Source organism: Klugiella xanthotipulae, assembly GCF_006716695.1.
In the GTDB taxonomy this organism is placed as follows: domain Bacteria; phylum Actinomycetota; class Actinomycetes; order Actinomycetales; family Microbacteriaceae; genus Klugiella; species Klugiella xanthotipulae.
Window position 1 is genome coordinate 452,379 of the sequence record NZ_VFPN01000001.1, and the last position, 19,192, is coordinate 471,570.

At 64.0% G+C, this 19,192-nt stretch carries 22 protein-coding genes; 11 read left to right on the forward strand and 11 right to left on the reverse strand.

Annotated features, from left to right (window positions below; translation table 11 throughout):
* Nucleotides 1-14: 14 nt before the first annotated feature.
* Nucleotides 15-299, reverse strand: coding sequence for a pyrophosphorylase (locus FB466_RS01975; protein WP_141915348.1), 285 nt, complete (start codon nucleotides 297-299; stop codon nucleotides 15-17).
* Nucleotides 300-658: 359 nt separating this feature from the next.
* On the opposite strand from FB466_RS01975, the gene FB466_RS01980 reads away from it, so the two are divergent.
* Genes FB466_RS01980 through FB466_RS01990 form a run of 3 tightly spaced genes read left to right on the forward strand, consistent with a single transcriptional unit; the run spans nucleotide 659 to nucleotide 3,348 of the window.
* Nucleotides 659-1,441 carry a ZIP family metal transporter gene (locus tag FB466_RS01980; RefSeq protein ID WP_141915413.1) on the forward strand — a complete coding sequence of 261 codons (783 nt, stop codon included), beginning with the start codon at nucleotides 659-661 and terminating at the stop codon, nucleotides 1,439-1,441.
* A 60-nt stretch (nucleotides 1,442-1,501) separates the two neighbouring features.
* Nucleotides 1,502-2,443, forward strand: coding sequence for a hypothetical protein (locus FB466_RS01985; protein ID WP_141915415.1), 942 nt, complete (start codon nucleotides 1,502-1,504; stop codon nucleotides 2,441-2,443).
* 2 nt (nucleotides 2,444-2,445) lie between these two features.
* The gene (locus FB466_RS01990; protein WP_141915417.1) at nucleotides 2,446-3,348 is read left to right on the forward strand and encodes a hypothetical protein; all 903 of its coding nucleotides are present in this window, start codon (nucleotides 2,446-2,448) and stop codon (nucleotides 3,346-3,348) included.
* Here the strand turns inward: FB466_RS01990 and FB466_RS13580 are convergent.
* Complete coding sequence (locus tag FB466_RS13580) at nucleotides 3,345-3,773, reverse strand: SRPBCC family protein (RefSeq protein ID WP_211344739.1); 429 nt, start codon at nucleotides 3,771-3,773, stop codon at nucleotides 3,345-3,347. The genes FB466_RS01990 and FB466_RS13580 overlap by 4 nt on opposite strands.
* Here FB466_RS13580 and FB466_RS02000 point away from each other — a divergent pair.
* On the forward strand, nucleotides 3,764-4,828 hold the full coding sequence (locus FB466_RS02000; RefSeq protein ID WP_141915419.1) for an NAD(P)-dependent alcohol dehydrogenase: 1,065 nt from the start codon (nucleotides 3,764-3,766) through the stop codon (nucleotides 4,826-4,828). The genes FB466_RS13580 and FB466_RS02000 overlap by 10 nt on opposite strands.
* Here the strand turns inward: FB466_RS02000 and FB466_RS02005 are convergent.
* On the reverse strand, nucleotides 4,774-5,169 hold the full coding sequence (locus tag FB466_RS02005; protein ID WP_141915420.1) for a hypothetical protein: 396 nt from the start codon (nucleotides 5,167-5,169) through the stop codon (nucleotides 4,774-4,776). The two genes, FB466_RS02000 and FB466_RS02005, sit on opposite strands and share 55 nt — an antisense overlap.
* Nucleotides 5,170-5,512: 343 nt before the next feature.
* Here FB466_RS02005 and FB466_RS02010 point away from each other — a divergent pair, with 343 nt between their 5' ends.
* Nucleotides 5,513-6,190, forward strand: a complete 678-nt coding sequence (locus FB466_RS02010) for a CHAP domain-containing protein (RefSeq protein ID WP_141915422.1) — start codon at nucleotides 5,513-5,515, stop codon at nucleotides 6,188-6,190.
* Nucleotides 6,191-6,193: 3 nt separating this feature from the next.
* Here FB466_RS02010 and FB466_RS02015 read toward each other — a convergent pair whose 3' ends face one another.
* Entirely contained in the window at nucleotides 6,194-6,778 is a 585-nt protein-coding gene (locus FB466_RS02015) for a TetR family transcriptional regulator (RefSeq protein WP_141915423.1), read from the reverse strand.
* Nucleotides 6,779-6,884: 106 nt separating this feature from the next.
* Here FB466_RS02015 and FB466_RS02020 point away from each other — a divergent pair, with 106 nt between their 5' ends.
* Nucleotides 6,885-7,529: a biotin transporter BioY gene (locus FB466_RS02020; protein WP_141915425.1), complete on the forward strand. Its 645-nt coding sequence runs from the start codon at nucleotides 6,885-6,887 to the stop codon at nucleotides 7,527-7,529.
* Here FB466_RS02020 and FB466_RS02025 read toward each other — a convergent pair.
* The gene (locus tag FB466_RS02025; RefSeq protein WP_141915427.1) at nucleotides 7,480-8,271 is read right to left on the reverse strand and encodes a hypothetical protein; all 792 of its coding nucleotides are present in this window, start codon (nucleotides 8,269-8,271) and stop codon (nucleotides 7,480-7,482) included. The two genes, FB466_RS02020 and FB466_RS02025, sit on opposite strands and share 50 nt — an antisense overlap.
* A gap of 348 nt (nucleotides 8,272-8,619) precedes the next feature.
* On the opposite strand from FB466_RS02025, the gene FB466_RS13585 reads away from it, so the two are divergent.
* Nucleotides 8,620-9,867: a DUF4956 domain-containing protein gene (locus FB466_RS13585; protein ID WP_211344740.1), complete on the forward strand. Its 1,248-nt coding sequence runs from the start codon at nucleotides 8,620-8,622 to the stop codon at nucleotides 9,865-9,867.
* Nucleotides 9,864-10,700, forward strand: a complete 837-nt coding sequence (locus FB466_RS02035) for a polyphosphate polymerase domain-containing protein (RefSeq protein ID WP_141915428.1) — start codon at nucleotides 9,864-9,866, stop codon at nucleotides 10,698-10,700. The genes FB466_RS13585 and FB466_RS02035 overlap by 4 nt, the downstream gene beginning before the upstream one ends.
* Nucleotides 10,701-10,801: 101 nt before the next feature.
* Here FB466_RS02035 and FB466_RS02040 read toward each other — a convergent pair whose 3' ends face one another.
* Nucleotides 10,802-11,134: a histone-like nucleoid-structuring protein Lsr2 gene (locus FB466_RS02040; RefSeq protein WP_141915430.1), complete on the reverse strand. Its 333-nt coding sequence runs from the start codon at nucleotides 11,132-11,134 to the stop codon at nucleotides 10,802-10,804.
* Between the two features lie 538 nt (nucleotides 11,135-11,672).
* Between FB466_RS02040 and FB466_RS02045 the strand changes: the two genes are divergently transcribed.
* Entirely contained in the window at nucleotides 11,673-12,458 is a 786-nt protein-coding gene (locus tag FB466_RS02045) for an SHOCT domain-containing protein (protein WP_141915432.1), read from the forward strand.
* Between the two features lie 335 nt (nucleotides 12,459-12,793).
* On the opposite strand, the gene FB466_RS13850 is transcribed toward FB466_RS02045, so the two are convergent.
* Nucleotides 12,794-12,919 carry a hypothetical protein gene (locus tag FB466_RS13850; protein ID WP_281285148.1) on the reverse strand — a complete coding sequence of 42 codons (126 nt, stop codon included), beginning with the start codon at nucleotides 12,917-12,919 and terminating at the stop codon, nucleotides 12,794-12,796.
* Nucleotides 12,920-13,153: 234 nt separating this feature from the next.
* Between FB466_RS13850 and FB466_RS02050 the strand changes: the two genes are divergently transcribed.
* Nucleotides 13,154-13,744, forward strand: a complete 591-nt coding sequence (locus FB466_RS02050; RefSeq protein ID WP_141915434.1) for a ClpP family protease — start codon at nucleotides 13,154-13,156, stop codon at nucleotides 13,742-13,744.
* 8 nt (nucleotides 13,745-13,752) lie between these two features.
* Nucleotides 13,753-14,352, forward strand: a complete 600-nt coding sequence (locus FB466_RS02055; protein WP_141915435.1) for a ClpP family protease — start codon at nucleotides 13,753-13,755, stop codon at nucleotides 14,350-14,352.
* A 26-nt stretch (nucleotides 14,353-14,378) separates the two neighbouring features.
* On the opposite strand, the gene FB466_RS02060 is transcribed toward FB466_RS02055, so the two are convergent.
* The 4 genes from FB466_RS02060 to FB466_RS02075 all read right to left on the reverse strand — a co-directional run bounded on the left by FB466_RS02060 (nucleotide 14,379) and on the right by FB466_RS02075 (nucleotide 19,164).
* Entirely contained in the window at nucleotides 14,379-14,780 is a 402-nt protein-coding gene (locus tag FB466_RS02060) for a helix-turn-helix domain-containing protein (protein WP_141915437.1), read from the reverse strand.
* A 74-nt stretch (nucleotides 14,781-14,854) separates the two neighbouring features.
* On the reverse strand, nucleotides 14,855-16,732 hold the full coding sequence (locus tag FB466_RS02065; RefSeq protein WP_170205980.1) for a leucine-rich repeat domain-containing protein: 1,878 nt from the start codon (nucleotides 16,730-16,732) through the stop codon (nucleotides 14,855-14,857).
* A gap of 309 nt (nucleotides 16,733-17,041) precedes the next feature.
* Entirely contained in the window at nucleotides 17,042-18,421 is a 1,380-nt protein-coding gene (locus FB466_RS02070; RefSeq protein ID WP_141915441.1) for an LLM class flavin-dependent oxidoreductase, read from the reverse strand.
* A 107-nt stretch (nucleotides 18,422-18,528) separates the two neighbouring features.
* A complete protein-coding gene (locus FB466_RS02075; protein ID WP_141915442.1) occupies nucleotides 18,529-19,164 on the reverse strand; it encodes a dihydrofolate reductase family protein in 636 nt (211 codons plus the stop codon).
* Nucleotides 19,165-19,192: the final 28 nt, after the last annotated feature.

Here is a 19,192-nt window from a genome sequence, read left to right on the forward strand (position 1 = left end):
GGCCGATGAAAGACTTACGCTCCGCCGCCACCGGCGCTGAAGATATCCTGCGAGATCTTATCCAGCTGCGTGCGAAGCTGCTCCAGTTCGGTCTTCGCCTTATCCAGCGCCGCCTTCGTCTCAGGCCACGTCGAGCCGCGGAACGTGGACGCCAACGGACCATCCCACACATTCTGGTCCGACAGAATGCGCCCCTGAGCATCCAACTGCGAAATCTGGTCCGTAAAACCACCATTCACAATCGACTGAATCTGACGGATAGCGGTCTTCGCCTGCTCGGTAGACAATACGCGTGACATCAATAAACCTCCAACATCGGGGGAAGCCCGCAAACAAGACGTTCGAAGAGCCAATGGGGGACAGACTAGTCACAGAAAGGATGGAAGCAAAAACGCATACTTGACCCTGGCGGAAATGTTTATAAAAACAAAACCCAATTTGCGCTCCTGGTCTGGGGAAAAGAATTAAAGTTCTCAATTAACCTGAATATATACCGAGAGAAAATCACCCTCACGCGCTTATTTATTTTTAATAAATAATGGCCTGGGGATTCTGCGGGCAGACCGTCACAGACGAGAGGCGCGGGGCTGGTGCCCCTACGGTACCCCATCGGCGCGGTTAGGTCGCCGACCCTCGCGGGTGGGGGTAGGTTGACCCTATGGCCCTCTTTTTTGCAGCGTTCAGCGGATTCCTGGGTGGGGTGACCCTGATCCTGGGAGCCCTGCTCGCCTGGTTTGTTCATGTACCCAAGGGAGCCGTGGCGAGCGTGATGGCGTTTGGGGCTGGCGTGCTCATCTCGGCGCTCGCCTACGAACTGGTGGAGGAGGCCACCGCGGATGGCGGGCTCCTGCCCACCGTGATCGGTTTCACGGGGGGTGCCCTGCTCTACGTCGGAGCCGATTGGTTGCTGAGTCGGCGGGGCGGGTCTACCCGGGCCACGGCGCACGCGCCACACTCGGGCCCGGCCCGCAATATCACGCAGCGGCGAGCGGCGGGTTCGGCGGACAGTAATAGTGGAACCGTCATCGCGGCGGGGGCGCTGATTGATGGCATCCCAGAGTCCATCGTGTTGGGTCTGAGTGTGACCGCGACGGGCGGGATCAGCCTGCCGATTGTGCTCGCGATTGCGATCAGCAACGTGCCCGAGAGCCTATCGAGCACGTCGCAGCTGAAAGATTCGGGCCGCACCGCCCGCTTCGTGTTCGGCCTCTGGACGGGGATCGCTCTGATCTCCACACTCGCGGCCTTCCTCGGCTACCTGCTGCTGCGTGACAGCCCGGTCGAGCTGATCTCGCTCATCACCACCGTGGCCGCGGGTGGCCTGCTCGCGATGGTCTGCAACACCATGATCCCGGAGGCGTTTTCACGGGAGCGGACGCTCACCGGGCTGTGGGCTACTCTCGGTTTTCTCACCGCGTTTTCGCTGCACGAGCTGGGCTAGTAGCCTGGGGAGGTCGCGTCTGCGACATCCCGGCCCGAAAGCGTTCTCCCCCACATGCCCGTGAGCACTTCAGTATCACCGCCCTTCCTCCGCACCGCCTGGGCGGCCCCCCTGGCCGTCCTGAGTGGCCTGGGGGCGGCCGTTCTCCTCGTCTTGTTTGGCCACGCGTTCTCGGTGATCGAGTGGGAGTGTGTGGCCAGCCGCTGCACCACGGATGCCCCGCAGGCCTACTACGGGATCGGCGGCCTGGTGCTGCTGGTCGTCGCGGCCGCCTGCGGGCTGCGCTTTCTGCGCGCGGCGGCCCCCACCGCGCTGATCGCCCTGGCCGTGCTGCCGCTGTCGGCCGGGTTCTGGCTCTCACTGTGTGATACCAACACCTCCGCTGGCTGGACCGCCACCTACGCCGTTGTCACCGGGCTGATCGGGCTCGCTGCCCTCGTCTGGGCCGTGAAAACGGGGGTGCGGGCGTTTCATCGCTCCGGGCTGGGGCTGCGACTACGCACCACACGGACCTGGGCGGATGCGCGACTCTCCGCTGACGACGGTGACACCACCACGGGACTGGTGCACTTCCGCGCGGCGGACGGCACCCGGCACCTGGCCCGCGCGACCGTGCCCGCCTGGGCGGTGGCGGCGGATTCCCGGGTGATCTTTGATCCGGCCTCCCCCACGAGTTCTGTCACGGTCGCCGAGCCGCCACGGCTGTGGTGGCCGCCGCGGGCGCGGGCGCGACGTCGGGCCATCGCCGCCGACCTGCCGCTGCCCGGTGAGCAGACCTTCAGCGAGCACGCTAAGGCTGAGGCTGATACCGCCCGCGCCGCGATTGGCCTGCCACCGGCAGGAGAGGCTTACGTGCCGCGACTCTCCCCCCTCATGCGCGGCCTCGCCAAGACCATGCGTGCGGCCAATAGTGCCCGTGCCGCGTTTCGGGAGGGGCAGGAGCACCCGGATGACCCTGCACCGGGTGGGCGGGCATCCCCCCGCGAGCCGTCGGGCGGATAAGCATGACCCGCAGCCCCTTCAGCCTGTTTCGGCAATTTCGCAGACTGCCGCTCTCCGCGCGCGCACTGTGCCTGGCCGCGTGCGCCGCGTACCTGCTGTACCGGACGCCGCCCCGAGCGGGATGCAGTGACAGTTTTATCCGGTGTCGGCTGGAGAGCAGCGAGAGTGGGGCTGCCGCCATCGGGGTGTTGTTGGCCATCGCGGCCGCGCTGCTCTTCTGGGCAGCCCTCCGGGCGGTCCTCCGCACGGGGGTGATCAGCCGCCTGCGCTACCGCGGCACCTGGGTGGATGCCCGGCTCAACGAGTGTGTGACCGTACCGGCCCTGGGTGGGTCGGCCAGCACAGTGGCCACCGTGCACTATCTGGACGCGAACGGGTTTCGCCGATCCCTCCGGCTGCCGGTCCCCCGAGCGGTGACGGGCACTTCTGCGCAGCTGCGATACGATCCCGCCGTCCCCTCCGATCCCACCGAGATGCGATTGGCCCCGCCATTCCAGCGCATCGGCGGTTGGCGCCAGCGGGCCGCAACCCGGCGCATCATCCGGGAGCTTCCCCTCAACGAGGATGCCGCGGGAGTGACTCCGCCGATCCGCCCCTCCCGCTGGGGCACCCTGTTCACAACCGCGAGCCGGGTAGGCCGAGCCGCCGTGCAGCCGGGACCAGTGCCGCCCCTCGCCGCCATGATCGAGGCGGCAGAGCCAGAACCAGATCCTCCGCGTGAGCCGGGGTATGCTCCCCGGCGGGCGAATCCCGCTGGCCAGCCCAGCGCGCAGCGTGGTTCCCGGCCGAACCCGCTCGACCCGGAGGTGGCCGCGCAGCTCTCGCAGCTCACCCGCCAGCACACGGCGGGTCGGCTCAGCGACGACCAGCTACGCGCAGCCAAGGCCCGGCTGTTGGGTCTCTAAGAGGTCCCGCCGGGTTGGCCGACACGCTCCCCCGCCTCCCCCGCAAACCGATCCCGCAGCCCGCTCAGCGTCGCCGCCATATTGCGGCCATTGGCCCGCAACATCCCCAGAAAGACCAACACGGGCCCACTCCAGTTGCCGCGAAAATCGCACACCTCCGTCACCTCGGTGCCACCGTCGGGCAGCGGCTCCAGCTCCCAGCGCCAGCGGTGCCCGGCCGGGTGCCGATGCGGGTTCACCAGCAACGCAAAAATATCGGCTGCCGGGGCCGGTACGTGAATCCGGCGGGCCTCCTGACGCGGGCCGCGGTCAACGGTCTTGGGGAGCGCAATTGTCAGGTGAGGGTGCGTTCTTTCGTCGGTGCAGGCCCAGCTTAGGCACTGGACTCCGGGGGCACCAGGAGTACATTTGTGGGATGACCACAATTTCCGCGCTCTCCACCCCCGCCGCCGACCAGCCTCTCGCCCCCACCCTGATTACCCGCCGCGACCCGCGGCCACACGATGTGGTGATCGACATCGCTTTTGCCGGCATCTGCCACTCCGATATCCACCAGGCGCGCAACGAATGGGGCGGCTCACACTTCCCCATGGTGCCCGGCCACGAGATCGCGGGCATCGTCACCGAGGTGGGGAGCGCGGTCACCACGCATCGGGTGGGCGACCGGGTGGGTATCGGCTGCTTCGTTGATTCCTGTCGTGAGTGCGAGAACTGCCTCGCCGGCGAGGAGCAGTACTGTCTGAACGGCCACACGGCCACCTACAACGGCCGCGACCGCGAGACGGGCGAGTCCACGTTCGGCGGCTACAGCACCCAGATTGTGGCCGATGAGAACTACGTGCTCCGCATCCCGGAGTCACTTGACCTGGCCCAGGCCGCTCCCCTGTTGTGCGCGGGGATCACGCTCTACTCACCGCTGATGCACTGGCAGGCAGGCCCCGGCAAACGCGTCGCCGTGCTCGGCATGGGCGGGCTCGGCCATATGGGTGTCAAGATTGCGCACGCGCTCGGGGCAGAGGTCACTGTTCTCAGCCAGACGCTCAGCAAAAAGGAGGACGGCCTGCGCATGGGTGCCGACCACTACTATGCCACGAGCGACCCGGCAACCTTCACCGCGCTGAAGGAGCGTTTCGATCTGATCCTCAACACCGTGTCCGCTAACGTCGATATCGACGCCTACCTCGGCCTGCTCCGCCTCGACGGTGCCCTCGTCAATATCGGCATCCCCAGCCAGCCCGACAGCGTGCGGATGTTCTCGCTGGCCCGGCGACGACGCTCATTGTCCGCCTCCACTATTGGCGGCATCCGCGAAACCCAGGAGATGCTGGATTTCTGCGCCGCCCACGATATCGCTGCCGACATCGAGATCATCACGGCCGCCGAGGTGAACGACGCCTACGAGCGCGTGATCGCGAGCGCGGTGCGCTACCGCGCCGTAATCGACATCGCAACGATGCCCACGGTGGAATCTCTCTCGTAGCGCACGGCCACTCCCACCGGAAGGAGGCCACCGGTCTCGCCGCCCGTGAGGGCGAGCGTGCCGGTGGTGATGGTGGGTGCGGGGGCCGAGGTCTCCACCGGAAAATTCTCGCTCAGAACGTTGCCGAAGGTGTCGGTCGCCGCCACGGTGATGCTGTAGCTTCCGGGAACGGTCGGGGTACCCGCGAGCAGGCCATCGGTCGAGGCACACCCGGATAACCGGCCCCGCCGCCTATGTGGTCGGCAGGGCCGGCCTACACGCGCCAGCCGGTAGGCAGCCCGCCCGTGCAGGATAAAAGAGGCTTCGCCGGGATGCTCAGCCTCAGTGGGGGGTGCACACACCGAACGAATTCGGTAGATCGTGGGGGACCACCCGACGCTGTTTCGCCGAAGGATCAATCCCGCGCAACTCCCTACAGTCACGCAGTGCACCATTACGCTAACAAATTCTCGACCCAAAGGTGAAATCACGGACAAAACATAACTTAACACTCAGGAGATCAGGGAGGCGCGCGCAGCAGAAAGGTTGCCTTTATCGACTCATCTGTCGTAAGGTTCTAGCGAGCTTCTTCTGCTGTCCCCCGGGACAGCATGGAGGCTCTCGTCAGTTAACCGCACGCTACATCACCTCACCCCTCCCAGGCCCGCTCACCGAGCGGGCCTTTTTTCATGAAAGGAACACGGCATGGCCCTCTCCTTCACCGTCTGGGTTGCCCGGGCGGAGAACACGTGGATCGACCGAGACGGTTATCCGCCCGGTGGAAACATTTACCAGTGTCACGATGTCTGGCTTGACTACATTAACAGGGTCTATGACCTGCCCATCTCGGCCGGTCACGCCGGCGGAGCCACCAGCCGGGTGTACACGGAGTTTCCGCGCGTTGCCATTCTCAGCAACTACTTCACCCGGGTCGGGCCGGGTACCGCACAGCCCGGAGATGTGGCCTTCTGGCCCAGCCCACACGTGGCCGTCGTGATTGCAGACGCGGGAGCCTCGCTCATCACGCTGTCACAGAATAACGGCGGCGATAGTCGGCCCATGAAGACCCTGCGCACCACCCTCAGCAAAAACGGCCTGCTGGGATACCTCCGACCGAAAACCACCCTCACCGCCGCAGCCTTATCCCTCGTCCAGAAAGAAGAAGATATGTCACTCCCCCGTCTCTACCGCAATACCGCAACGGGAACCATCGCGGCCGCGTGCATCGCAACCGGGTTTTACTGGGATATCCCCAACCTCGCAGCCGTCACGCTACTTCGCAGCAAGAAACTCGCAGTTGACGAGGCCAATGTGGAGCTCAACGCCGAGCAGTGGGAGTTTCTCCTGCAGTTGCTCGCGGTTGCGCGAGCAACCACCTCGTAGCGGCTAGCGAACGGCCGCCCGGCGCACCGTTGCGGGCCGTCGCTGCCGGATGCCATCCACAATCAGACTCAGACCAATATCGAACGATCCGGGGCTGGCCGCGGCCAGCCCCGCCGCACCGAGGCTACTGGCCTGCATATGCTGCTGCTCGCTGGAGACGTAGCCAAAAACGAAGTGCAGGATAGCCGCGGCCGCTGCCACCGAAAACACCGGGTCAAACCCGCCCCCAGCAATCGCCGCGGCCAGGCGCTCCCGGGCCTCGTGCCCGCCCAACCCGAAGGCGTACGCGGTTGCAACCAGCTCAGCCCCGTCCCGGTAGGCGAGTAGGGAGTCACGCAATTCGTTGGCCGCCGCGAGCGTGGCCACGTCCCAGGCCGCGTCGCCACCGAGCGGGCGGCGGTGACCGCGGGCCACAATCTCGGTGGCCATCGCCGCTAACAGTGCCTGCTTGCTCTCAAAATGCCAGTACAGCGCGCTCGGCTGCACGCCCAGAGCGGTCGCCAGCCGACGCATCGACAGGTCGGGCAGGCCATACTCATCCAGGATGCCGATGGCCGTCTTCACCACATCCTCCGCAGAATTTCGCATAGTTTTGTCCGCCTCCCTTGACGCGGAGCCAGGCTATCACTAACCTGAACACCGTTCACCTGAACGATGTTCACCTATCCGTCACCCCGAACATACGAGAGCAACTATGACCTCCCTCCACCTGTCCCCCGCCCCGCGGTTTCTTGCCGACGCCCTGCCCGGCGCACGCGTGCGAGACGCACTCCTTGTTCTCGGCGGTGTCGTCGCCCTCTCGATCCTCGGCCAAGTGGCCATCCCGCTGCCCTTCACTCCCGTTCCACTCACGCTCGCCACGGGTGTCGTCATCCTGATGGGGGCAGCGCTGGGCCCCACCCGGGCCAGCCTCAGTCTCGGCCTACACCTGATCATCGGGATGCTGGGTGCACCCGTCTTCGCGGGCCACGCCTCCGGATGGGCGTTTGCCTCGTTCGGCTACCTCATCGGCTACATCCCGGCCGCCCTCCTGGTAGGTACCCTCGCCCGCCGCCACGCCGACCGATCCGTGTGGGGAACCGTGGGAATATCGGTCGTCGGTTCGGCCACGATCTACAGCTTCGGAGTCGCCTGGCTGGTGACATTCCTGGGCATTGACCTGGCTGCGGCCCTCGCAATCGGCGTCATTCCATTCCTGGTGGGAGATGCGATCAAGGCAGCAGCCGCAGCAGCTCTCCTCCCCGCAACCTGGAAGGCGATCACCCGGTTTTCCGCGCAGGGTGCAGCACCTACGCGTACAGACGGATACCGACCCCAGCCGTGGGAATCGGCAAGATAACGGCGATATCAGCTTCCTCTTCTCGACGATAAAACGCCACCAATTCGGTCCCCGCACTCAACCGTGGGATGACGGGCAGGGGCACGGCCACCCGCACCTCGGCAAGAAACCAGTCCCCGTCCTCTCGGTACACCCGCAACCCCAACACCATCCAGGGGTAGTCACCCACAATGTCACCGGTTGGCCGACACGACAGCACCAGCGCGCGGGTTTCCCGACCCTCCCGGACGACATCGAGCCGCTCACACTCCACCTCGCCCTCGGCCAACCGGATCCGATCAAGAGCCCACTGAGCGTGGAGTGGGGAGAGTCCCCGCGCAATGCGCACCCGAGATACGCTACCAGGGCGACACCTTACCGCAACCATAGCCCCCGGTCGGAGGGCCGCCAACGAAAACGGCCCGGAGCTGGCCACGTGGAAAAAGGTGGAGGCCACGTAGCTCTCACCCCCAACTCGACGGACAAAAAGTTCACAACGCACGCGCGGGTTGATACCACCGCGACCACCGGTATCGTGCACCGACAGGATGGTGGCAATCGCAATTGACCCCCTCCCCACACCCGGAAACACACCGTCGCGCCCGGGGTGGAGAAAAATCATGAGCCCCAGCAGCACAAGAACAACACCCGACGACCCCAGCATCCCACCCGGAAAATCCACGCCGGAGGACTGCGCCACCAGGCACAGCGTGACAATACCGAGTGCGATCAGCACGGGCGAGGGAGGGGGTTGACTACGCACCTAGGGATGCTAGCAACATCCCTGCCGCCGCTCCGCTCGGAGCAGGCCGCGCCTCCCCACCCTTCAGAAAGAAGTGCCGATCAGGAGGTTGTGAACGCCTTGGAGGCGGGAGACCGGGGCCGAGAATCACCCTCACTATCACCTTCCACCGAGGTGCGCGGGCCACGCGGAGTAAGTTAGCCTGAATTGACCTCACAATATGAGCGCTTTCGGGGTCCGACTCTGGGTGGAGCCGGGGTTCTATGATGTCCGGGAACATCATCACCTTGACAGTGGACGACGCGGATCGCGCCGATCCCCGAGGCACGCGGCGCCGCTACTCGTACCATCACAACTGAGGAGTCCCGATTGCCCAATCTGTGGATTATTCTTTTTGACCTCGTCGCCATCCTGGTTCTCATCTTTGGCATCTACTTCCGGCGATACCGTCGTCGCGACATGCTACTAGCCTATGTGGGCCTCAACCTGGGCATCATGGGGGTCACGATGGTGTTCACCTCCTCCTCGGTGGGGGCCGGGCTGGGCCTGGGGCTCTTCGGCGTGCTCTCGATCATCCGCCTACGCTCCTCAGAACTGGCGCAGGAGGAAGTAGCCTACTATTTCGCCTCTCTGGCCCTCGGCCTGGTGGCCGGTCTCCAACCCGAGCCACTCTGGGTAACTCCGGTCTTTAGTAGCGTGTTCATCCTCGTCATTGGGGTGATTGATTCCGATCTGCTGCACGCGCGCTACCGCAGACAGGTCATCACGCTCGACTCGGTTTACCCCAACGAGGTGGAGTTGAAGTATCGACTCGAGCAGATGCTCGGCGGCTCGGTACGCCGCGTTATCGTGCAGGCGATTGATCTGGTCCGCGACCAACAGGTTGTCGATGTTCGCTACGTTGTGCCGAAACAGGCCGAACTCGAACGGCTCGATGCGGCACGACGAGCGAGCGAGCGTCGAATCGAGGCCGAACGCCTCGAAGCCCTTCGCCTAACAGAGTTGTCCTCCCAGGAAGAGCCAACGTTCCCGGACGACTCACTCCCCGCCATTGGCCCGCTGTCGCTGCCCGTCCGTCCCGCTGAAGCCGCGGCGGTTGCCGATATCGAGGCGTATACAGAGGCCACAGCTCCCCGCGAGACCCACGTTGCGGTTGCGACCGCATCCTCCGCCACACCCGTCCGTGAGCACGCCCCCACAACCACCCCCACGAGCGTGCAGCAGGCACCCACCCCGCCACCACCCGCATTTCCGGCCCCACCGGCGACGGCGGCTGAACCGTTGATGTCCGCAGGCACCCCGGAACCGACCGCAACCGAATCGCTACACACCGAGTCAGCACCAGTCGAGTCAGCACCGGTCGAGTCAGCACCGGTCGAACCAGTACCGGTCGAACCCACACCGACCGAACCCGCACCTGCCCAGCCCCCGACAGGTGAGCACGCGCCCCAGCCGTCCTCGGCTGCGGCCCCCATCTACGACGCGGCCGCGGCCGCCCAAGCCCATGCCCTGGCCCAGGCCGAATACGAAATCGCCCTGGCCGCGTACAACCGTGCCGCCGCGGCCCAGCAGCTGATTGCCCAGTCGCATCCGGTGACCCAGGGCAACCCGGAGTGACCCGGGTGCGCCCGCAGACGGCCCCCGCCCCCCAGGTCTCTGCCGTGGAGGATGTCCTGCGCACCTTTGCAACGGTTGATCTCCCCCGCATCCAGGAACTCGCCGATCTGCAGACCCGAATCGACCGCAAGTACATCGTGCCCCCCGGGGTCTTCGCAGAGTTGCTGCGCGATCAGCAACCGGTGATGAGAATGCTGAGCATTGACGGTCGGCACCGTTTTGGTTACGAGTCGGTCTACTTTGATACCCCCGACCTGGCCTCATACCACAGCGCAGCCTACGGTCGCCGCCGCCGGTTTAAAGTGCGCACCCGCAGTTACCTCGATTCTCATGACTGCGTTTTGGAGGTCAAAGCAAAGGGAGGCCGCGGGCAAACGGTTAAGGAGCGCTTCCCCTATCACCCCGCTCTGAGCAGCACTATCACGGCCGAGGCACGGCAATTCATTCTCGACCGCCTGACAGGAGTGGTTGAGAACATCGACACTCTGATACATACGATCACGCCAACACTCACAACAACCTATGACCGAATGACATTTGTAAACCCTGATAATGGCACGCGGATGACAGCAGATGTTGAGTTGATCTGCGACGAGCATTCACGAATGGTCTCCGTTCACCTCGCAGGATACGTTCTTATCGAAAGCAAGTCGCCCGGTGGATCCACGCCGATTGACCGTTGGCTCTGGGGTCGAGGATACCGCCCCCTCTCTCTGAGCAAGTATTGTGTGGGTCTCGCGACCCTAACTCCCACGCTGCCCGCAAACAAGTGGCATCAAACGCTCGCAGAGTATTTCCGCGATCTTCCCGTGAGTTATCTCGGCTCTCGTTGACTATCATCACGATAATTCCACAACCGTCGCCAAAAAACACAAAGGGCCGCTGCTGCGTGATCTCTGAAGATCGAAGCAGCAGCGGCCCTAATGCGTAGATACTACTTGTTGTGGAAAAGCTCAATCAGTTCGTTCGGGATACGACCCCGATCAGAAACATTGTGTCCGTTTGCGCGCAACCACTCGCGAATTTCACCGAGGTTCTTCTTCGGCTTTGCCGTTCCGCGTGCTGCCCTGGTGCCCACTGACGACGCCTTACGCGCGTGATCAATGTACTTCTTAAAAGTGGCGCGCAACTCATCGGCGTTCTCCGCGCTCAGGTCAATAATGTAGTCAGTGTCATCCAGACCAAAGCGGACAGTCTCGCCCTGCTCGGCCGAGATCTCTTCCTTGGTAAGGTCATCGATAAGGATGGTAATTACTTTTTGGGCCATGTGTGTTCTTCCCCCTGTGTAGTCGGGATGGGTACGAACATCGACAAACGTCAACGCGTACCAGTGGAGTGGGACAAATGCATTCTTTCACCAATTGTGATGAATACCTAATAAGACGCCCCACAATCGACCAAAATTATTTACATCTTCTTCCTAAAAATCTTGCCAAGAGAGATGAAAGGCGCGATTTTCCTACGACACAAATCCACAAAAACCAAGCAACACCGTTTCGCTAGCCAGTAGGCTAGCGAAACACGGATGCCTCAATACCATACAAATCTCTCACCCCCACCTGCGCGTTCACCCTTCGGCGGGAACCTATTAGTATCGGCCCGCTAAATACGGCCAGATCCTTCTCCATTCCCCACACAACGGCAACACTCTCTCTTTCACTCGTTGAACGACATCTGATTTCTGGGATATCGTGTGAGTCTATGTCGCCCCGTGAGAGGGGGATGCCCGTGCCACCGCGCGGGCACAGTACATCAGAGTTATTCGCACCCCTACACACCCCGCGGGCGCGAGGAAAGGCATGTTCGTGGCACACGCATCCAGTGACCATCCCGGCGGATCAATACCCCGTAACCCCCGGGTCCGGCTGCGTCTCGTGACCTCCCCCGCAGAGGTTGACTATCTACCCGCAGACGCGTCTATGCTCGTCGCCCGCCCGATGTCACACGCGGCCCGACTGCGCTGGCTCGCCGCGGGGGTCGTGGGCACGGTGGCCGTTCTCTGGTATGCCCTGTGGGTTCTCTTCACCGAAAACGACGGAACTCTGTGGGTGTGGAACACGGTGTGGGTGCTCGTGATGTGTGCGGCCCTCATATCGCTGTGGATAAGTTTCATTTCCTCGTGGCGAGGTTCCCTCCTGAAACGTGAGTTCAGCGATATGTATCCGGCGTTCCTCGCCCAGGCCCAGGCCATACACGGCACGGTTGCGGAGCGCGACGTCACCGCCTACAACGGCCGGGTGACTCGACTGACAGCCACCGTGGACTACACACCGCCCGGACAGCCCCCCGCCAGACTGATTGCACGGATGACCGGCAACGCACGCTCCACGGTACTGCAATCGGATATCCCCCAGGCCGGGGATGCGGTGATGGCGTGGATCGGGCCGGGTAACGACCCGTGGGTCATCGTGCAGTTCAACAAGGAGTGGGCCACCGCCCGACTGCCCCAGCGGCAGGCCAAAGCCGGCGCGGAAGAACCCGAGGAGTCGCGCTTTGTCAGCGAGCTCGCCGAACTCACACAGATGCTACACCGCGGCGACCTTACCCCGGAGGAGTACGAGGACGCCAAGGGGCGGCTACTCAACGAGTAGTCCGACACCGGCAGGCCGCTGCGGAAGTAAAGAGCTCGGGACAGGTCTGACCCCCAGCACGCGTTAACCGAGGGCTAGCGATGCTCGCAATCCTTGTGGGGATCCTGGTGCTGGGGCCCGTGCTCGTCACGGTTTGGGCAGGTGCTGCACCACCCACAGCACCAGAAAGTGCACGATAAGCAACACCACAACACAGCCCGCCGCGACGAGAACTACGGGCAAAAGAAAACGCGCGACCTATCGGAGACCGCACCCCCGCATCAGCACGTAGGAGGCACCGAGCAGTCGTTGAAAGCCGTATCCTTTGACGCTCGTCACCGTGGTCGCCGGGCCGGTCACCAGGACGAGGCTCTCTGCCCCAGCACGCCCTCGTCATCACGTGCGCCAACCGCGAGAAAAGAGGACACGATCGCGTAGACCACAACGATGGCGTAGGCCAGACAGATTCCTCGTTGCTTCACCGATTATCCTCATGTTCTTCGCGCTGCGGGACAGGCTCAGAACCTGACTGAGGTATCACCAATAGTTAATAGCATATATAAAAACTTGCTCTATGTTATGGGGGGCTCGTCTCACGGAGTCAAGACGGGTGGTTCCATCGGGTTCACAACGCGCCAGACGCCCGCTGCCCACAGCGGATCAGCCCTCAGCAGCGTTTCTCGCGCCGCCAACCGGCCCCGGTGCATCCTGAGGACATGACCGACACTCCCACCCCACCGCTCTTTGACGCCCGTACCCGCAACCAGCTCCTCTTCCGTCGCATCCTCGTCCTCGACGGCCCGCTCAACGACGACAACGGCACCCTCCTCCTCGCCCAGCTCCTCACACTCTCCGCCGAGGACCCGCGCGCCGACATCGCCCTCTGGATCCACTCGCCGGGCGGCTCCGTGCCCTCGATGCTGGCGATTCGGGACATTATCCGGCTCCTTCCCTGTGACGTTGCAACCGTCGCCCTTGGCCTCGCCTGCAGTGCCGGGCAGTTCTTGCTCTCGTCGGGCACACCCGGCAAGCGGTTTGCGCTCCCCCACGCGCGCATCCTCATGCACCAGGGCTCGGCGGGGATCGGCGGATCGGCCGTCGAGGTGGAGGCCCAGGCCAACGACCTGCGCCACACCCGCGACACCGTGCTCGGCCTTATCGCGGCCGACACCGGGCAGCCCGCTGAGCGCATCTTCGAGGACTCCCTGCACGACCGCTGGTACACCGCCGCCGAGGCCCGTGACTACGGTTTCATCGACGCCATCGTTGACTCCGTCGAGCAGATCATCGCCCCCGAAAAACGCTAGGACAACCCGTGAACACCTACACCATTCCCAACGTCATCACCCAAAATGCCCGTGGCGAGCGCATCATGGATGTCTACTCCCACCTGCTCTCCGAACGGATCGTCTACCTGGGCACCGCCCTCGACGCCGGGGTGGCCAACACCCTCATCGCCCAATTGCTGCACCTTGACTCAGACCGCTCGGGCCGTGAGATCAACATGTACATCAACTGTGAGGGCGGCGACCTCACGGCGATGCTGGCCGTCTACGACACCATGTCGCACATCCAGTCCCCCGTCGCCACGACCTGTGTCGGTCAGGCCGTTGCGGCCGGTGCGGTCCTACTCTCGGGCGGCCACCCGGGCAGGCGGGCGGCACTCCCCCACGCACGGGTGGTCCTCCACCAGCCCGCGGCGCAGGGCAGGGGCACCATCCCCGACCTCATCCTGCAGGCGGATGAGGTCGTGCGGATGCGCGCCGAAGTCGAGTCCATCCTTGCCCACCACACCGGCCAAACGGTCGAGCGACTACGGGCAGATACCGACCGTGACCGCGTCTTTACGGCGCACGCAGCCCTCGGCTACGGCCTGGTTGACCAGGTGCTCGGAACGCGCGACGACACGCCGTAACCGGGCGCGGGCGGGCTCAGGCCAGGCTATGCGGCTACGAGCCAGACCCGGTTCTCCACGACCGTCCGATCCAAATCGCGCCCCGCGGAGGCCGCTCCGCGCTCGTGGCCGGTCGAGCGCGACAGATCAACCACCTGAACGCGCCGCAGATCGTCCGACACCAGTGCGGTCAGGTCCACCAGGGACATCCCCAGCGCACCGACAATCGCGGCGATCATCTCGCTCGAGGGCTCCTTGCGGCCCCGCTCAATCTCGGAGAGGTACTGCGGTGAGATCCCGGCCCGCTCGGCCGTCTCGGCGAGCGTGAGGCGACGGTGGGTACGGATGAGCCGCAGCCGGTTTCCGAGCGCCTCCCGCCACAGCGGCTCAGGTCGGCGCTTCCCGGCCCGGGATAGTGCGGACGGGGAGGGGCGTGACACCGTAACCATGCCTCATCCTACCCACCGGGGAGGCGGAACCTCCCGCCGTTCTGCCCTGGGCAGAACGGCGGGAGCGGGCATCCTCACACGCGCGGTTTCCGCGAACGCACCCGGGCACCCCCGGCCAGCACCAGCGTCACCCCGGCCAGAAGCGCCAGGGGGAGGCTGCCGCCGCCGGTGACCGCGAGCGTTGCCGCCGCCGCAGTACCCGATGCCGCGGGCGCGGGTCGGTTGGCGGACCCGCTCGGCGCGGCTGAGTTCTCTCCACCCGGGACCGATGGTGGGTCGATGCGGGGCGCGGCAGCCACGGGTGGCAGGATGACAATGCTCACCGCACCCCGCGACTCCACCCCGGCCACATCGAGCACGGCGACCAGTTCGTGATTCCCCGCAATATCGCCGGGAAGTGTTCCGTTGAGAGTGACGCTCCCATTGTTTTCCACGGTTCCGGTCGCCAGAATCTGCGGCGTGGAGTGCAGCTCAAAGGTGACCGTGGAGCCCGCGGGAAGACCCGTTGCGGCAACCGCAACATCCGTACCGGGAGAGACCTCTCCTCCCGTCACGATCTGCTTCCCCTCCGACCCATCGGTAAAGACCGGCTCAAATAAGTAGGGTACCGCCGAAGTCTCAGCGCCAGCCACACCGCTCAGGTCCGAATTCACGGCCGTCACGCGCAGCTGGTAGGTGCTTCCGTTGACGAGACCGCCGAGTGTCGCCGTCGTGCCGGGGGCCGGAATGCTCACCCGGGTCCAGTCATCGTCGTTCGTTTTGTACTCCAGCAGGTAGCTCGTGATGGCGGAACTCCCCACCTCGGGGGCGACCCAAGAGACGTCAATGGTTTCGTTCGAACCGGTGGCCCGCACACCGCCCGGTTCGCCGGGAGCCACCAGTACCCGCGGAACACCGAACGGCTGCACCACCGTGCCCGTAAAGGAAATGTAGGCCCCGGAGGGCACCTGCGGATAAGCCCCGAAGGTTGCCGTCACCTCGGTCAGGGAGTCGCTCAGGCCCGTCCAGTGGGCAGCACCGGCGGAGTAGGTTCCCGCGTTACTCAGTTCGGACAACGCCACGGCGGAACCGTTGACGGTCGTCACCGGGGTAGGCACATCCAGGTTGGCGGCGAAGGGGGTCGATGGCAGCACCACGCGCTGACCCGAGACAGAGATGGTACTCAGAGCAGTCATGGTCGAGAAGGCCGACACATCGGCAATTGCGTTGCCCTCGGCGTTGAGCGTTTGCAGGCCGGTCAGCGAGCCCAGCGGGGCAATATTTGACACCCCGTTCTCACTGATATTGAGGTATCGGAGGCTCTTCATCGCCGATAGCGGTGAGAGGTCGGTCACCGAGTCCTTGTTCAGGTAAAGCGTATTGAGGTAGGGCAGGGCGGCGAGCGGGCGGATATCGCTCAGCCCGGCGTTGCTGTCGAGAAAGGTGCGCCGCAGGTCAGTCAGCCGCTCGATACCCGCAATCGAGGTCACCCCCGAGTTACCCAGGTTAAGCCACTGCAACTCCCCCAGCTGATACACGGGGGAGAGGTCGTTCGCCGGCGTCTCGGAAAGCCCCAGCAACCAGATCGACGGCACTCCGGCCAGCGGGGTCAGGTCGGTGATCGGATTTTTGTCGAGCAGTACCTGTTCAAGCCCGCTCAGGTTCTCGATCCCGCTGAGCGAAACGATCCCCCTGTTCGCGCAGTTGAGGTTCTTAAGCCCGGCGAGCGTTGTCGGGGTCACGACCGTGGCGGGGGTGGTCCCCAGCGCCGTCGCCACGCACGCGGCGAGCTGTGGGTCGGCGAGAATATCCCCCAGCCTCTGATCGGCCGCGGCGGCTGGAGCCGCGGAAAAACCGAGGATCGGCGCGGCCACGAGGCTGGCAAGTACGAGCCCGCCCAGGCCCACCCTCCACGCTGCCCGACGACCGCCGCGTGCGGGCACGCGCGCGTGAATCTGCTCTGATGAGTGCACAATTCTTCCTAACAAGAGAGTGTGATGTGTGCACAGGGGTACTGGCAACCGCGATGGTAGAAGGTGGTTGTCCGACAGCATCTCCCTAACAGGATGCTGTCCTACCAACCCACGCCGCAACGCAGCAGCGTGTTCAGTATCAGAAAGCCGACAGCGCGGGAACCATCCCGCACCACTCAGCTATTTCTCGATGCCCCCAAGACATCTCCCCCATACGAAGTGCAAACATAATTCATCAATCGCCAAAGATGCAAGTATTCTTCCGCAACCACTCCCGGAGCGCTCCTGAATTTCACTGCGGCCTCTCGTCTACACGGCGAAGCTCGCGCCCCGGTGTTCGACGGGTAGGCGACGACCCCGCCCATGTAGCTTCTCGCGAAGCGTCCCCTCAACGTACTCGGTCGGGTAGGCACCACGCTCCTGAAGCACCGGAATCACAAACTCAACAATGTCCTCAAACGTGCCGGGGGTAATGGCGTAGGCAAGGTTGAAGCCGTCCACATCGGCCTCCTCCGCCCACTCCTGTAACTGGTCGGCGATCTGCTCGCCGGACCCGACGATCGTGGGCCCCAACCCCCCAATCGCGCTGTGCTTACCGATATCGCCAACGGTCCACTCCGCGCCGTCGTCCTTGCCCTGCTGAAAATGTGACACGACCGACTGGATCGCGTTGCTCTGCACGTTACCCACCGGCTCGTTGACGTCGTACTTCGAGAGGTCAATGCCCATCCAGCCCGACATAAACACGAGGGCACCCTCCTCACTCGAGTAGGACAGGTACTCCTCATACTTCGCCCGAGCCAGCTCGGGTGTGGCATCGGTAATCACGGTCATCAGCGTGTAGATCCGCGCGGAGTTCCGGTCCCGTCCGGCACGTTCGAGAGCGTCTCGGATGCTGGCCACCGACTTCTTAAGCGATTCCTTCGTAGGGGCCGCAACAAAGATTGCCTCGGCGTTTTCGGCGGCAAAGGTTACCCCCCGGGGCGAGGTGCCCGCCTGATAAATCACGGGTGTCCGCTGCGGAGAGGGCTCAGAGATATGGATACCCGGTACCGTAAAGAACGTGCCCTTGTGGTTGATGCCGTGCACCTTGGCCGGGTCGGTAAACACGCCGTTCTCGCGGTCCACCAGAACCGCGTCATCCTCCCAGGAGCCCTCCCACAGCTTGTAGAGCACCTCAAGGTACTCATCGGCGTGGGCGTACCGCTCGTCGTGCGCCATCTGATCGTCGTGCCCCATGTTACGGGCGGCCGACGGCAGGTATCCCGTCACCACATTCCACCCGACGCGTCCCTTCGTCAGGTGGTCGAGCGTTGTCATGCGGCGGGCGAAGGGATACGGATGCTCGTACGCGGTCCCGGCCGTCACGCCAAAGCCGAGATGCTCCGTCACCGCAGCCATCGCCGATACGAGCATCAGTGGGTCGCCCACCGGCACCTGCGCCCCGTGGCGAATCGGCGCTTCGTTGCTCCCCTCATACACGTCGTAGGTACCGAGCACATCGGCGATGAAAATGCCGTCGAAGCGCCCCCTCTCCAGCAGCCGGGCGAGCTCCGTCCAGTAACTCAGCTCGTTGTAGCGCCGAGACTGATCCAACGGATGCCGCCACATACCCGATGACTGGTGGGCAACACAGTTCATATCGAAAGCGTTAAAACGAATCTCGCGGGGCAGGTTCAACTCGGACATCTGCGGAGGCCTTTCTCAGCGGGCGTTCATGGGGCGATAGCCGCAATCCTGCTCCCCGTCGGCCGCATTCATCAAACCGGTCGGCAACATAGCGTCATGAGGCCGCACTAACCTTCCCGGTCACGGAGCGACATATCGCCCACACCGGGCACCTCGTCGAGGAACTCGTAGCGTTGCCGCACCACCCCACGGGGCGAGCTGACGACTGGTTCGATGAGTCTGAGGCTCGTTGGCGCAACCCCCGTGGCGAAGATTTTCTTTCCCGAGCCGAGGAGAATCGGGTGCACCCACAGGGTGAGCCGGTCGCAGAGCCGCTCGGCGAACAGAGTCTGCACAAAGTCAAGGCTGCCGATCACGTGGATGTGCTCGTGGCGGTCGCGCAGCCCGCGGACGGCGGCGACAACATCCCCCCTGAGCAGCGTGGAGTTGGCCCAGTCGAGGGTCAGCGCCTGCCGTGAGGCAACATACTTTGGGAGGCGGTTGAATAGCCGGGCAATGCCGCCGTCGTCGCCGTTCTCAACGTGTGGCCAGTAGGAGGCGAAGGTCTCGTAGGTTCGACGGCCCAGTAGCAACGCATCCATCCCAGCCATCCCAGCACCGACCTGCTCACCAACGACATCATCAATGAGCGGGGCCTGCCAGCCGCCAAACCTGAACCCGCCCTCGGTATCTTCTTCGGGACCGCCGGGGGCCTGAGCAACACCGTCAAGCGTGGTAAAGAGGTCAATGTGGATGAATCCCATACTCTGCTCCGTCCGGTTCACCGTCACC